At 56.8% G+C, this 13,450-nt stretch carries 16 protein-coding genes; 13 read left to right on the top strand and 3 right to left on the bottom strand.

Annotated features, from left to right (window positions below; all coding sequences use genetic code 11):
* Positions 1-47 precede the first annotated feature (47 nt).
* Positions 48-1,223, top strand: a complete 1,176-nt coding sequence (gene tuf / locus Q1A52_RS01405; RefSeq protein ID WP_300009905.1) for an elongation factor Tu — start codon at positions 48-50, stop codon at positions 1,221-1,223.
* A gap of 264 nt (positions 1,224-1,487) precedes the next feature.
* On the opposite strand, the gene Q1A52_RS01400 is transcribed toward tuf, so the two are convergent.
* The 3 genes from Q1A52_RS01400 to Q1A52_RS01390 are packed head-to-tail and all read right to left on the bottom strand — an operon-like array spanning position 1,488 to position 3,543.
* Positions 1,488-2,282, bottom strand: a complete 795-nt coding sequence (locus Q1A52_RS01400; RefSeq protein ID WP_300009902.1) for a metal ABC transporter permease — start codon at positions 2,280-2,282, stop codon at positions 1,488-1,490.
* On the bottom strand, positions 2,282-3,031 hold the full coding sequence (locus Q1A52_RS01395; RefSeq protein WP_300009899.1) for a metal ABC transporter ATP-binding protein: 750 nt from the start codon (positions 3,029-3,031) through the stop codon (positions 2,282-2,284). The genes Q1A52_RS01400 and Q1A52_RS01395 overlap by 1 nt, the downstream gene beginning before the upstream one ends.
* Positions 3,028-3,543, bottom strand: a complete 516-nt coding sequence (locus Q1A52_RS01390; protein ID WP_300009896.1) for a Fur family transcriptional regulator — start codon at positions 3,541-3,543, stop codon at positions 3,028-3,030. Before Q1A52_RS01390 ends, Q1A52_RS01395 begins: the two co-directional genes overlap by 4 nt.
* A gap of 56 nt (positions 3,544-3,599) precedes the next feature.
* Here Q1A52_RS01390 and Q1A52_RS01385 point away from each other — a divergent pair, with 56 nt between their 5' ends.
* The 12 genes from Q1A52_RS01385 (at position 3,600) to Q1A52_RS01330 (ending at position 13,392) form a co-directional block, all read left to right on the top strand.
* Entirely contained in the window at positions 3,600-4,613 is a 1,014-nt protein-coding gene (locus tag Q1A52_RS01385; protein ID WP_300009893.1) for a zinc ABC transporter substrate-binding protein, read from the top strand.
* Positions 4,614-4,699: 86 nt separating this feature from the next.
* Positions 4,700-5,311, top strand: coding sequence for a DUF1007 family protein (locus Q1A52_RS01380; RefSeq protein WP_300009890.1), 612 nt, complete (start codon positions 4,700-4,702; stop codon positions 5,309-5,311).
* Positions 5,302-6,183 (top strand): hypothetical protein, encoded by an 882-nt coding sequence (locus Q1A52_RS01375; protein WP_300009887.1) that lies wholly within the window; start codon positions 5,302-5,304, stop codon positions 6,181-6,183. Before Q1A52_RS01380 ends, Q1A52_RS01375 begins: the two co-directional genes overlap by 10 nt.
* Positions 6,184-6,290: 107 nt before the next feature.
* A complete protein-coding gene (locus tag Q1A52_RS01370; RefSeq protein ID WP_300009884.1) occupies positions 6,291-7,328 on the top strand; it encodes a GTP-binding protein in 1,038 nt (345 codons plus the stop codon).
* Positions 7,329-7,340: 12 nt separating this feature from the next.
* Positions 7,341-8,549, top strand: coding sequence for a GTP-binding protein (locus Q1A52_RS01365; RefSeq protein ID WP_300009881.1), 1,209 nt, complete (start codon positions 7,341-7,343; stop codon positions 8,547-8,549).
* Positions 8,546-9,181: a DUF1826 domain-containing protein gene (locus tag Q1A52_RS01360; RefSeq protein WP_300009878.1), complete on the top strand. Its 636-nt coding sequence runs from the start codon at positions 8,546-8,548 to the stop codon at positions 9,179-9,181. The genes Q1A52_RS01365 and Q1A52_RS01360 overlap by 4 nt, the downstream gene beginning before the upstream one ends.
* Complete coding sequence (locus tag Q1A52_RS01355) at positions 9,178-9,432, top strand: DUF6525 family protein (RefSeq protein ID WP_300009875.1); 255 nt, start codon at positions 9,178-9,180, stop codon at positions 9,430-9,432. Before Q1A52_RS01360 ends, Q1A52_RS01355 begins: the two co-directional genes overlap by 4 nt.
* 457 nt (positions 9,433-9,889) lie before the next feature.
* Positions 9,890-10,210 (top strand): 30S ribosomal protein S10, encoded by a 321-nt coding sequence (gene rpsJ / locus Q1A52_RS01350; RefSeq protein ID WP_300009872.1) that lies wholly within the window; start codon positions 9,890-9,892, stop codon positions 10,208-10,210.
* An 18-nt stretch (positions 10,211-10,228) separates the two neighbouring features.
* Positions 10,229-11,110: a 50S ribosomal protein L3 gene (gene rplC / locus Q1A52_RS01345; RefSeq protein ID WP_300009869.1), complete on the top strand. Its 882-nt coding sequence runs from the start codon at positions 10,229-10,231 to the stop codon at positions 11,108-11,110.
* Positions 11,107-11,724 (top strand): 50S ribosomal protein L4, encoded by a 618-nt coding sequence (gene rplD / locus Q1A52_RS01340; RefSeq protein WP_299781027.1) that lies wholly within the window; start codon positions 11,107-11,109, stop codon positions 11,722-11,724. Before rplC ends, rplD begins: the two co-directional genes overlap by 4 nt.
* Complete coding sequence (locus Q1A52_RS01335) at positions 11,721-12,017, top strand: 50S ribosomal protein L23 (protein ID WP_298974888.1); 297 nt, start codon at positions 11,721-11,723, stop codon at positions 12,015-12,017. Before rplD ends, Q1A52_RS01335 begins: the two co-directional genes overlap by 4 nt.
* Positions 12,018-12,243: 226 nt before the next feature.
* The gene (locus tag Q1A52_RS01330) at positions 12,244-13,392 is read left to right on the top strand and encodes a hypothetical protein (protein WP_300009866.1); all 1,149 of its coding nucleotides are present in this window, start codon (positions 12,244-12,246) and stop codon (positions 13,390-13,392) included.
* The last annotated feature ends 58 nt before the right edge of the window (positions 13,393-13,450 follow it).

Below are 13,450 nucleotides of genomic sequence, written 5' to 3'. Positions count from 1 at the left end.
AACACCGGGTGGCGCAGCCATCCACCAGAACACCTAAGGAGGCCACCATGGCAAAGGCAAAGTTTGAACGGAATAAACCGCACGTCAACATTGGCACGATTGGTCACGTTGACCACGGCAAGACGACGCTGACGGCTGCGATCACGAAGTATTTTGGCGATTTCCAGGCCTATGACCAGATCGACGGCGCGCCGGAAGAGAAAGCCCGCGGGATCACCATTTCGACCGCACACGTGGAATATGAGACCGACGCGCGCCACTACGCGCACGTCGACTGCCCCGGCCACGCGGACTACGTGAAAAACATGATCACCGGTGCGGCGCAGATGGACGGCGCGATCCTGGTGGTGAACGCCGCTGACGGCCCGATGCCGCAGACGCGTGAGCACATCCTGCTCGGCCGCCAGGTGGGTATTCCCACCATGGTTGTCTACATGAACAAGGTCGACCAGGTCGATGACGACGAGCTGCTGGAGTTGGTCGAGATGGAAATCCGCGAGCTGCTGTCCTCCTACGAGTACCCCGGCGACGACATCCCCGTCATCCCCGGCTCGGCGCTGGCGGCGATGGAAGGCAACAACCCCGAGATCGGTGAGGAATCCATCAAGAAGCTGATGGCCGCCGTCGACGAGTGGATCCCGACGCCTGAGCGTGCGATCGACCAGCCGTTCCTGATGCCCGTGGAAGACGTGTTCTCGATCTCCGGTCGCGGCACCGTTGTGACCGGCCGTGTCGAGCGTGGCGTGATTAACGTGGGCGACGAGATCGAAATCGTCGGCATCAAGGACACGCAGAAAACCACCTGCACAGGCGTTGAAATGTTCCGCAAGCTGCTGGACCGCGGTGAAGCGGGCGACAACATCGGCGCGCTGCTGCGCGGCATCGACCGGGAAGCGGTCGAGCGTGGCCAGGTGCTCTGCAAGCCGGGCTCCGTGACCCCGCACACCAAGTTCGAGGCTGAAGCCTACATCCTGACCAAAGAAGAGGGTGGCCGTCACACGCCGTTCTTTGCGAACTACCGTCCGCAGTTTTACTTCCGTACGACGGATGTGACCGGCACGGTTCAGCTGAACGAAGGCACCGAGATGGTGATGCCGGGCGACAACGTGTCTTTCGGTGTTGAGCTGATCGCGCCGATCGCGATGGAAAACGGGTTGCGGTTTGCGATCCGCGAAGGCGGCCGCACCGTCGGCGCCGGCGTGGTGTCCAAAATCACCGAGTAAGATCGCGCATTTGGGAGCTTCCCAGCGACGCACGATTTTGAAGAAAGGGCCGCTCAAATTGAGCGGCCCTTCGTTTGTTCAGTGTCGGTCGCTTTGCGGGACAAAACCGACCTTGGATTTGTAGCCCTCGCTGACGCAGCATCGCTTTGCACGTGCAGCGGGCTATATGCTGCATTGCGGCCCAAGTCGCGGAAGCGGTCATTGCATGCTGTTATCGAACGGCTAGCCTTTATCAGGCAATGCTCCGAAAAGTACGGAAGCACCTTACTGCTGAGGTCTAAAACCCCTCAGAACGCTCGTTGCAAGGAAAGTTAGCGCAGCGACACAAACAATTGAGGGTCCGGCTGGCGTGTCGAGCGCATAGGCTGCGCGCAGGCCGACAATGGCGGACAACATACCGATCACACCGGCAGCAATGGCCATGCCCTCGGGTGTTCGCGAAAGTGGTCGAGCAGCCGCTGCGGGTATGATCAGCAAGGCTGCGATCAGCAGAACACCGACGACTTTGATTGCGACTGCCACTGTTATGGCCAATGCCAGTGTCAGAACCAGTTGTTCGCGCTTGGGATCGATCCCGCTGGCATGTGCTAGGTCCTCGTTCAATGTCGACGTCAGTAGGGCCGACCAGCGCCAACCGATCAATGCAACAACGAGTGCCGCACCGCCCCAAATCACCGAAAGGTCTACGCGTGACACAGCCAGGATATCGCCGAATAGGTAGGCCATTAGATCGATCCGCACGCCCGAAAGGAAGGACACTGCAACAAGCCCGAAGGCAAGCGCCGAATGTGCCAGCACCCCCAGCAACGTGTCCATTGCATAACCACGCCCGGACAAGATGTTGACGGTCAGCGCCATCAGTAAGGCCACTGCCATCGCCCCAACAAAGATCGACATCGAGAACGCCAGTGACAGGGCTACACCAAGGATCGCAGCGTGTGCTGTGGCATCTCCGAAATAGGCCATTCGCCGCCACACCACGAAACACCCCAAAGGTGCAGCTGCGAACGCCACACCAATCCCGGCCAGGGCGGCACGCACCATAAAATCATCAAGCATTATTCTGCGGCCTCTGGATGGTCGTGGTCATGATCGCCATGGTCATGGCCGTGATCGTGTTCATGCCGGTAGAGCGCCAATGCCCCACCGGTCCCTGTCCCGAACAAGGCTCTGTATTCGGGCGCGGATGCAACAACCGCCGGCGTACCTTCGCAGCAAACATGGCCGTTCAGACAGATGACGCGGTCTGATGCGCTCATCACGACGTGCAATTCGTGGCTGATCATCAAAACGGCGCAGCCCGTGTCTTGTCGTACATGTTCGATCTGCTGGTAAAAGGAGGCTGAGCCCCTTTGGTCCAACCCTTGTGTAGCTTCGTCCAACAGCAACAGATCAGGTTTTCCGATCAAGGCGCGGGCCAGCAACACGCGTTGAAACTGCCCACCCGACAGCTGCGACAGTTGCGCTTTGGCCAGATCGGGTGCGCCTGCCTGCGTTAACGCTCGGCCGATCTCGGTGGCCGAAACACCAGCAGGCAGCTTCAGGAACCGCGACACTGTAATCGGCAACGTCTCATCAATGTGCAGCTTTTGCGGGACATATCCGATTTTGACGCCACTACCTTGTATGACGTGACCTTGAGCCGGCTTCACTGCTCCGATAATCGCGCGCAATAGGCTGGTTTTTCCGGACCCGTTCGGGCCGACAATCGTGACGATTTCACCGGGTTCTACGCGCAGAGAGACTCCCGACAACACTGTGCTTGCGCCGTAGCGGACGCTAAGGTCTTCAACCTGAACAAGGCTCATGCGTCCGCCTTATCTATACAGGCGGGGCAGACACCTTCGGCCTCAACCACAGTTCGTTCTATCCGGAAGCCCGTTGCGCGCGCGGCGTCACCCAAAGCGCCGCGTGCAGGGGATGATTGTGTTTCCGCTACTGCATCACACAAGCGGCAGATCATGAATGCTGGGGTATGGGAATGGCTGGGGTGGGCACAGGCGATGAAAGCATTCAATCGCTCGATCTTATGTGCCAGACCGTTTGCAACCAAAAAATCTAACGCGCGATACGCCACGGGCGGTTGCGATCCAAATCCGCCTTCGCGCAGTCGGTCCAAAATAGTGTAAGCGCCAAGTGCGCGATGCTCTTGTAACAAGATCTCAAGAACCTTGCGCCGCACAGGCGTAAAACGAAGTCCCTGCGCCGCACAACGCGCCTCGGCTGCGCTAAGTGTCTCACTTACGCATGCGTCATGATCATGATGCGTGAACCCAAGAGGGCCTTCATCTGTGTCGTTCGCGTTAGAGTCTCTTGTCATGTTATTACATTTCGTCTATCCGATGTGTAATGTTATACAATCACGTGGAGACCCTGATGTCCAGAAAGCTAATTGCCGTCTCACTTACTGCCACTTTGATGGGAGGAACTACTTTCGCCGAGACGCCACAGGTCGCCGTTGATATCGCGCCAGTCCATTCCCTCGTCGCGCGGGTAATGGAGGGTGTCAGCACCCCAGATTTGATTGTGCAACCCGGTGCAAGCCCACATGAATACAGTCTGCGCCCATCTGAGGCTGCAGCGTTGCAGAATGCCGATCTGGTCTTCTGGATTGGTCCCGATCTTACGCCATGGCTGACCGAAACAATTGAAACGCTGGCACCCGATGCCGACGTCACAGCATTACTCGAAGCGGATGGAACAATCGAACTAGAGTTCCGCGAGAGTGCGTTGTTCGAGGTTCATGATCACGGCGACGAAGAAGATCACGATGATCATGGGGACGAAGCTCATGACGATCACGACGACCATGGGGATGAAGAGGCCGGACATGATGATCATGGGAATGAGGAAGCCGGACATGAAGGACATGACCACGGTGCACATGACCCACACGCATGGTTGTCACCGCAAAATGCAATGATTTGGATGAACGTGATTGCGGGACAGCTTTCTGCCGCCGACCCTGACAACGCCGGCGCATACTTCGCCAATGCTGCAGCAGGTCGCGCCGAGATCGAAAGCTTGATTGGGGAGGTGAACGCAACGCTCGACCCTGTGCGTGATGGGCAGTTTATCGTGTTCCATGATGCATATCAGTACTTTGAGACCGATTTCGATTTTCCAGCATCGGGCGCAATCTCCATCGGCGACGCATCTGATCCAAGCCCTGCCCGGATTGCCGAAATCCAAGGGCGTATCGCCGAGGAAGGCATAGAATGCGTTCTGGCCGAGCCACAGTTCAATCCCGGCCTCGTGGCAACTGTTCTCGACGGGACTGAAGCTAAAACCGGCATTCTAGATCCACTTGGCTCGGATCTGGAGCCGGGATCGGCGCTTTACCCTCAACTGATCCGGAACCTGTCAACCGCGCTTGCAGGCTGCATGTAATCGCGTCAGTGGTGTAAAGCCGGGACGCAATTTCGGAGCGCAAGTGTCGCGTGTTTCACTACTTTTGGAGCCTTTTGCTATGTGTGATGTGCCTCGGTGGACCCGCCGGGGCACATCCGCATGTCTTCGTCGATGCGCGCACCGGGTTCATTTTTGACGCTGACGGGCAGCTAGAGGCGCTTCGAATTTCATGGACCTACGATGAATTCACGACGCTTATCCTGTTTGAGTCGCTCAACCTGGATCAGGACGGCGACGGACAGTTTAACGACGCCGACCGGGCGGCGGTCATCGAGGGCGAAACCAACTGGGACCCGGAATATAAGGGCGACGTTTACCTAGAGGTTGCCGGGCAGGATTTCCCGTTAGGGCGGCCCGAAGGAGCTGCTGTCACGCTTGAGAACAATCGAGTCGAAGTTTCGTTTGACTTGCCACTGTCCCAGCCTGTCATGATTGGCGATATGCCCGCATTTCTGCGCCTTTATGATCCGGTTTTCTTCTACGCATATACTATCCTGCCCACAGTCGGTCTGGGCACCTTGCCAGAGGGTTGTCAGTCGCAAATCGTTCCGTTCGAGCCGGATGCCGTAGAACGCGTTCTGCAAGAAAAGCTTGCGGCACTGGGGCGAGAAGAGGCCCCCACGCAAGAGATTGTTGGACGTCTCTTTTCTGATGAGGTGCACCTGACATGTGGCTGAGGTTCGGTGCTGTACTTTTAAGCATTTCAGTTGTTGGTTTCGCCGTTTGGAGCATTGTGCCTTGGTTGGACATCCAAAGACGGGCCGCAGGCGAACAACGCACATTCCAGAACGCGATGGCAGGCGCACTACGTGGTATTCAGGCGGGCGATCCACTGGCCGTCTGGACCTTATGCAGTGCGACAGCAGCTTATGGTTTTTTCCATGCGCTTGGACCAGGTCATGGCAAAGTGCTGATCGGTGGAGCAGCCCTTGCCAGTGGCACGACTTTGAAACGGCTCAGCATATTGACGGTGCTATCCAGTCTGGCTCAAGCAGGGACGGCTATCGGTTTGGTGGGGAGCCTCTACTTCCTAGTCCAAATGCGCTCTGGTGATTTGGCCGATATCACAGAGGCGTGGCTCGCCCCGGCAAGCTACGCCGCAATTGCTGCGATAGGGGTTGTATTGGTCTTTCGCGGCGCACGCAGTTGGCACACATTGGCTCAGGCAAAACGGGTTGCACATGGTTGTTGCAGTCACGCGCATGGACCAAGCGTCAAAGACGTCATGACCCTTGCATCCACGCGCGACGCGGTCGCCCTGATCGCCAGTATCGCAGTGAGGCCTTGTACTGGCGCGCTATTCGTTCTGGTGATTGCGGCCCGGTTTGATGCCTTTGCGGTGGGATGTCTTGCGGTCATCACAATGGGTCTGGGGACCGCCGCGTTTAACCTAACGGTTGCGACGTCAGGTGTCGCGGCGCGACGACTTGCGGGGCTTGGTGCGCACAACCAAGAAAGCATGCAAGCGGTCTCAGCAACACTGCATGTGACGGGGGGTGTTCTGATAATTGCTATCAGCCTCGGCATGTTGCTGCCTTACTTGAGTTGAGCCGTCTTGCTTTCTTTTAATATGTTATGTCATAACATTACAAATAAAATGATCGAACTGAAGTAACCGATACCATGCAAACCACAGCTCCCCACGTCCCGGTTACCTTGCTGACCGGTTTTCTTGGTGCGGGTAAAACCACGCTTCTCAATGCGGTAATACCCAATGTGACTGGCCTAAAGATCGCTGTAATTGTGAACGAGTTTGGGGAGGCTGGGCTTGACCATGACCTGATTGAAGCGGTGGATGAGGATATCGTCTTAATGCAATCGGGGTGCCTGTGTTGCTCCATACGCGGTGATCTGTCGCGGACGCTGCAAGACCTCTTCACCCGCAAACAAGAAGATCGAGTGAATTTTGATCGTGTCTTGATCGAGACAACGGGCCTGGCAGATCCTGGGCCAATTCTGCAAACCTTCGTGGCAGATCCCTATCTGACGAAAAACTTCCGTATAGATGGGGTTGTCACGGTCGTTGATGCAGCCACTGGTCCGGACACGCTTGACCGTCAGTTCGAAGCCGTCTCCCAGGTTGCCATGGCAGACCTTCTGGTTTTGAGCAAAACCGATCTGGTGTCCGAGAGTGACAGGCGCGTGTTTGAAACACGGCTGCGGTCGCTAAATCAAACCGCCGATATTCTGAAGGCGGATCGCGGGGTCGTCCCGATTGCGTCCCTTTGGGATTTGAGCGGCATGTGTCCGCAACAAACATCTAACCAAGCTTTGGCGTGGCTCACACCAACCGCAACCAGTGATCCACTTGCTAACCTCTCTGGTTTAGCACCTTCAGGCCGACTCTCGGCGGCTCCGCACACACACGACGCCCGGATCGGATCAGCGTCCATTGTTCTGCACAACCCCATTCCCGCTGCTGCCTTCGATCTTTGGCTAGACACCCTCATCATGCTGCGCGGGCCAGATATCTTGCGCGTGAAAGGCGTTGTGCATCTGGAGGGCATCGAAACGCCATTTGTATTCCACGGTGTCCAGCACCTCTTTGATCCCCCGGTACCCCTGCACGATTGGCAGGGCGGCGACCGGCAATCACGGATCGTAGTCATCGCCCGCGATATGACCCGCGCAGAGCTCGTCTACAGCCTCGACATGCTCCGCGCCCATCAACACTCCGAAACCCAACCCGTCTGAGGATACGCCCCAATGACCGAAAAACTTCCTGTCACCGTCCTGTCCGGCTTTCTTGGAGCCGGGAAAACCACACTTCTCAACCGTGTCCTTAATAACCGAGATGGACGGCGCGTTGCGGTTATCGTTAATGACATGTCCGAAGTGAATATCGACGCTGATCTCGTGCGCGCAGACACCGAGCTAAGCCGCACGCACGAAACACTGGTCGAGATGTCCAATGGTTGCATTTGCTGCACCTTGCGCGATGATCTGTTGGCCGAAGTGCGCCGGTTGTCGGAAGAAGGACGCTTTGATTACCTGCTGATCGAATCTACAGGGATTTCCGAACCACTACCTGTTGCGGCAACCTTTGATTTCCGTGACGAATTTGGCGATAGCCTGTCGGATGTGGCCCGACTTGATACAATGGTGACAGTCGTTGATGCGGTGAACCTGCTGAATGATTACGCCTCGCATGATTTCCTCAAAGACCGAGGCGAGGTGGTGGGCGACGAAGATGAGCGTACACTGGTACATCTGCTGACCGATCAAATCGAATTTGCCGATGTGGTCATTCTGAATAAGGTCGCGGATGCTGGTCTCGAAAAGGTCGATGCTGCCCGCAAAATCATTCGTAGTTTGAACGCCGACGCAGAGATCATCGAGACAAACCAATCCGCCGTCGCTGCCGAGAAAATCCTCGATACGGGTCTGTTTGATTTTGAGCAGGCGCATGAACATCCCATGTGGGCCAAGGAACTTTATGGCTTTGCCGACCATGTTCCCGAAACAGAAGAATATGGTGTCGCGTCTTATGTCTATCGTGCGCGGCTTCCCTTTGTACCAGAACGCATCCTTGAGGTGCTGAACGGTGAACTCCCCGGTGTCATCCGTGCAAAAGGCCATTTCTGGATCTCAACGCGGCCCGACTGGGTTGCCGAATTCTCGCTCGCGGGTTCTCTATCCAGCGTGAAACCTCTTGGCACATGGTGGGCATCTGTTCCAAAGGAGCGGCACCCCACAAATGAGAGTGCGCAAGCTTATATGCAGGCGCATTGGCAAGAACCTTGGGGTGACCGCCGTCAAGAGATCGTCTTCATCGGTGCTGGGATTGATTGGCCGGGCTTGAAGGCTAGGCTGGACGCCTGCCTTGTTCCTGCAGTCGCGGCCCTCGGCCCGGATACCCTACCCGAGTACGACGATCCGTTTCCAATTTGGCGGCGCAATGAGGATGCGGCATGAACATTACCCCACAACTGCTTAAAGCTCGTGCCATCAGCGTGGCAATAGTTGACGATGCCGCATCGCTGAGTACGTTTCGTGATCCCGCTTGTCCCGCCGCAATCTGGCGGCGGCAAACCCCGCCAAGGGTTCAAAGCTGGATTGATCGCCAATACCCTGACACATTTCCAAATGGACGCATCATTCTGCGACCTGACGCAGTGAAACAGACGATTGGCCACCTGTGTGATATGTCCGGCCTGCCCTTAGGGCCTGAGCGTGACTGGCTAGAAACAGACATTACGTCGCTGGCCGAAGTGTTCGCTGTGTTGATCTCGGCAGAATTCCTGCGGATGAGGTTGGCTGTTGTCACCACCAACGCCTGTCGCAAGTTCCACATCGACGCGATCACAGCACGGCTGATTTGCACCTATCGGGGCACCGGAACGCAGTACGGCATTGCGGCCAATGGAGCCGATCCAGAACGGGTTTTCACAGTGCAAACCGGCGCGCCGATCTTGCTGCGCGGAACGCAGTGGCCTGTACAGCCGCCGAAAGGTCTTATGCATCGCTCACCACCGATCGAAGGCACTGGAGAGGCACGTCTTGTCCTTGTCTTGGACCCGGTGCTTGATACGGATGAAGACATATGAGCGGTAATCTGGGGCAAAGCAGCCTGCACCGAAAAAGGCGATCTCGCGATCCTATGGCGGCCTACGACAGTTTGCCCGCCCCACTGCGATCATGGCTGTCAGAGGCTGCACTTCCTTGGTCGCCTGCTTCGGCAAGGCGAATTTGGGCAAAGTCGTTGGCAAAAGGCTTGTCGCCGGAGGAGGCGTTGGCCACTCTTGCCCATGCCGAAGTACGGACCTTGGCACGCGATAAGGTTGCTATCAGGTGCTAAGCGAGCAAGCGCGATCTCCCAATCGATACAAGGTGATTAAATCCGAGGCTTGATCCCGTGTTGCGAGCCGCTCGAATGACCGCATTCCCCTCGGCCAAGCAGCAATGACTTCGCGGCACCGCAGCAGAACTCCACGCTGCGTGCGCGCGCAGCGAGAAACGGGCACTTCCGGTGTGGGCTCAGAACCTCCGTCTGCCGCAATATCGGGCGGCAGCAAGGACGAACTGTTGTTGAAAGCAGCGTTTCAGCAATGACAATACCGGATGCACGGCAGATATCATCCATATTCGTTCGGAAACCCCATTGCCTTTTGCATCGACTCGCCCTAAGACGCCCAAGTCCTGAGAGGGTACGGCCAGCCGTGCCCTTTTTCAGTTCATATAAAGACGCGATGAGGGTGTGCGATGAGCGCCCGCCCTCCTCTCCGATCTGGACCCTGATATAAAGGGTGATGCTCATGGCCGTTCAAAGCCAAAACATCCGCATCCGCCTCAAGGCGTTTGACTACCGCGTGCTGGACACGTCCACACAAGAAATCGTCAACACTGCCAAGCGTACAGGTGCTTCCGTTCGCGGCCCAATCCCGCTGCCGAACAAAATCGAGAAGTTCACCGTTCTGCGTGGCCCGCACGTTGACAAGAAATCCCGTGACCAGTTCGAAATCCGCACGCACAAGCGTCTGCTGGATATCGTTGATCCCACCCCCCAGACCGTGGACGCGCTGATGAAACTCGACCTGGCCGCTGGTGTGGACGTCGAGATCAAGCTGCAGTCATAAGCGTAGGAGGGTAATTTTATGTTGCGCTCAGGCGTTATTGCAAAAAAAGTCGGGATGACCCGGCTGTTCATGGAAGACGGCAAGCAGATCCCTGTGACCGTTCTTCAACTCGACAAGCTGCAGGTTGTGGCCCAGCGGACCGTTGAAAAAGATGGTTACACAGCTGTTCAACTCGGTGCCGGTGTTGCCAAAGCCAAGCGGACGTCTCAGGCCATGCGCGGTCACTTCGCTTCGGCGAAGGTGGAACCCAAGCGCAAGGTTGCGGAATTCCGTGTGGATGCGGAAAACCTGATCAGCGTGGGCGAAGAAATCATCGCCGACCACTACTTTGAAGGTCAGTTCGTTGATGTGGCAGGCACCTCTATCGGTAAAGGTTTTGCCGGTGCGATGAAGCGTCATAACTTCGGCGGTCTGCGGGCAACGCACGGTGTGTCGATCTCTCACCGGTCGCACGGTTCCACCGGTCAGTGTCAGGATCCGGGCAAGGTTTTCAAAGGCAAGAAGATGGCCGGTCACATGGGTGCTGCCCGTGTTACCACGCAAAACCTGCAGGTTGTGCGCACCGATACAGACCGTGGTCTGATCATGGTCAAAGGTGCCGTGCCGGGCTCCAAAGGGGGCTGGGTGACAGTCAAGGATGCGGTCAAGAAACCATTCCCCGAGAATGCGATCCTGCCTGCCGCTCTGAAATCTGCCGCTGAGGAAGCCGCCAAAGTCGCTGAAGAAGCCGCTGCTGCCGCTGCTGCCGAGGCCGAAGCGGAAGCCAAGCGTCTGGCAGAAGAGCAAGCCGCTGCGGAAGCCGAAGCGCTGAAAGCTGCAGAAGCTGAAATCGCAGCAGACAAAGAAGGTGATGCGCCGGAAGCGGATGCAGATGCCGACAAGAAAGAAGGTGACGCATGAAACTCGATGTCATCAAACTAGACGGCAAGAAGGCCGGTTCGGTAGATCTGGACGAGGCGCTTTTTGGTCTCGAACCACGTGCCGACATCCTGCACCGGGTCGTGCGCTGGCAGCGTAACAACGCGCAGGCGGGCACTCACAAGGTCAAGACACGTTCCGAAGTCGACTACTCCACCAAGAAGATCTATCGCCAGAAAGGCACTGGCGGCGCACGCCACGGCGCGCGCTCTGCACCGATCTTCCGCGGGGGTGGCGTCTACAAGGGGCCGAAAGTGCGCAGCCACGGCCACGAGCTGACCAAGAAGTTCCGCAAGCTGGGTCTGTGCCACGCACTGTCCGCGAAAATGAAAGCGGGCGAGCTTGTGATTATCGACGAGGCTTCCTCCGAAGGCAAAACCGCCGCTTTGGCCAAACAGGTTGCAAACCTGGGCTGGAAACGCGCGCTGGTCATCGACGGGGCATCCGTGGACGAGAACTTCGCCCAAGCCGCGCGCAACATTGACGGTCTGGATATCCTGCCGACAATGGGCGCAAACGTATATGACATCCTCAAGCGTGACACATTGGTGATCACGAAGGCGGGTGTCGAAGCACTGGAGGCCCGTTTGAAATGAGCGCCAAGGCAGAACATTACGATGTGATCCGCAAGCCGATCATCACCGAGAAAGCTACCATGTCGTCCGAGAACGGCGCGGTTGTCTTCGAAGTGGCGATCGACAGCAACAAACCCCAGATCAAGGAAGCCGTAGAGGCGCTCTTTGGTGTGAAGGTCAAAGCGGTCAACACCACGATCACCAAAGGCAAAGTAAAGCGTTTCCGCGGCCAGCTAGGCAAGCGGAAGGACGTCAAGAAAGCCTATGTGACGCTGGAAGCCGGCAACACGATTGACGTGTCCACCGGTCTCTAAAAGTCTGATCAGATGTCCTACGGAACCCCGGCCTTGAAAAAGGTCGGGGTTTTGTTTTTTTGCCGACCCATCTCGCGGTGCGTGCTCCTTCTATCCTTCTCAACACGATTATCGATACGCGGGCGGTGCTCTATTGGCGATTTCTTGCCGAAGATGCCCGATCCGCAGGCCCCAGCAGTCCAGCGCATGTTGTTTCGGCCTTCAGTGTAGCAATCTGGTCACCAAATTGCCTTTTTCTTGTGCTATATTAATCGCTTGTGAACAGATTGTTCCCAGTGCCGCGCCGCGGAGTGTTTTCAAACGATCATCTATTGTAGAAATTGCGTCTCTTCGAGAGGTCAATATCGTGTCGAAAATTGAAGCCAGTGGTTTTACACAACCAAGCGCCGGTAGATATCCCGAGGCCTCTAATCATCCGGTCTTTGATGGAAGCTGGAAGGAGCGATTGAGCGAAGCACGCGCCAAACGCGCCAAGCTTCTTTCCGAGCGGGGAGTGGTCGCATCGAACGCACCATCTCAATTGCCTGAGCCTGATCAAATTGGCGACGCCAGAGCACCGGAAGAAGGCAAGGCAGACACAGGTGGTGCTTTGGCTCAGTTGAATGCATCGGATGCGGTGAAGGCTTTGATGCTGTTTTCAGGCGCCGCTGGTTTGGGTCTGGGCGTAACGCTTGGTACTGGCGCATTGATCGGGTTTGGGGCGTCGGTCTCTGTTCCGTCTGATCCGCTTGCAGAAGCCAGCCAGGGCAACACCATCGGTCAATCAAACATTGCGATTGCAACAGCTGTGGTGGAACCACCGGCGGACGAGACCATTGTTGCGTCCGACGGTGTCGAGGGTTCCGCGCAAGTGGAAGTGCCGGACGGATTCTTCGCGCCGGTATCGGTTCGCGCTGACGCGATCAATCTGCCTGAGATTTCGGCCGTGCAATACATGCGTGCAGACACCGATCTGGCTATCGCTGCGGCACTGCGGTCTCTGCCGGAGATCCCCGGCTTGAGTGCGGGAGAAATGATGTACGGGAACAGCAAGGCTTCTGATCTGCAGTTCTTCATTCATGCGCCGGACGGCATCCCCAATGACAAACTTCAAAGCTATGTGGCCGAGCTTGAGAACGCCGGGATTGCAGTCGCCGAAATCGGACGTGAGAGGTTTCGAGTTTCGACCACCCATTTGCGATACTACAGCCCGGAGACTGCCGCAGTCGCCAAGACGGTTGCAAATGATCTTGGTGTGGAAGCCCGCGATTTTTCGGCAAACGCATTGAATGCCGAACGGATCGAGGTTTGGGTCGCTGGAAGGCCAAGGCCATCAGAAGAGGCTCAGCAACCCCGCACTGGGTTTTTCGCTCGGTTGTTTAATCCGCAGAGGTGAAAAACCGACGGATGTAACGGAGTGCTCTCCGATTTGCCGCTGAAAGTGGGCCGTTGGA

This window comes from uncultured Roseobacter sp., from assembly GCF_947488185.1.
Taxonomy (GTDB): Bacteria; Pseudomonadota; Alphaproteobacteria; order Rhodobacterales; family Rhodobacteraceae; genus Roseobacter.
This window is presented reverse-complemented; position numbering and strand designations above follow the sequence as displayed.

Coding starts and splice junctions, on each gene's coding strand:
- tuf (WP_300009905.1), top strand. CDS start 48: ATGGCAAAGGCAAAGTTTGAACGGAATAAACCGCACGTCAACATTGGC.
- Q1A52_RS01400 (WP_300009902.1), bottom strand. CDS start 2,282: ATGCTTGATGATTTTATGGTGCGTGCCGCCCTGGCCGGGATTGGTGTG.
- Q1A52_RS01395 (WP_300009899.1), bottom strand. CDS start 3,031: ATGAGCCTTGTTCAGGTTGAAGACCTTAGCGTCCGCTACGGCGCAAGC.
- Q1A52_RS01390 (WP_300009896.1), bottom strand. CDS start 3,543: ATGACAAGAGACTCTAACGCGAACGACACAGATGAAGGCCCTCTTGGG.
- Q1A52_RS01385 (WP_300009893.1), top strand. CDS start 3,600: ATGTCCAGAAAGCTAATTGCCGTCTCACTTACTGCCACTTTGATGGGA.
- Q1A52_RS01380 (WP_300009890.1), top strand. CDS start 4,700: ATGTGCCTCGGTGGACCCGCCGGGGCACATCCGCATGTCTTCGTCGAT.
- Q1A52_RS01375 (WP_300009887.1), top strand. CDS start 5,302: ATGTGGCTGAGGTTCGGTGCTGTACTTTTAAGCATTTCAGTTGTTGGT.
- Q1A52_RS01365 (WP_300009881.1), top strand. CDS start 7,341: ATGACCGAAAAACTTCCTGTCACCGTCCTGTCCGGCTTTCTTGGAGCC.
- Q1A52_RS01360 (WP_300009878.1), top strand. CDS start 8,546: ATGAACATTACCCCACAACTGCTTAAAGCTCGTGCCATCAGCGTGGCA.
- Q1A52_RS01355 (WP_300009875.1), top strand. CDS start 9,178: ATGAGCGGTAATCTGGGGCAAAGCAGCCTGCACCGAAAAAGGCGATCT.
- rpsJ (WP_300009872.1), top strand. CDS start 9,890: ATGGCCGTTCAAAGCCAAAACATCCGCATCCGCCTCAAGGCGTTTGAC.
- rplC (WP_300009869.1), top strand. CDS start 10,229: ATGTTGCGCTCAGGCGTTATTGCAAAAAAAGTCGGGATGACCCGGCTG.
- rplD (WP_299781027.1), top strand. CDS start 11,107: ATGAAACTCGATGTCATCAAACTAGACGGCAAGAAGGCCGGTTCGGTA.
- Q1A52_RS01335 (WP_298974888.1), top strand. CDS start 11,721: ATGAGCGCCAAGGCAGAACATTACGATGTGATCCGCAAGCCGATCATC.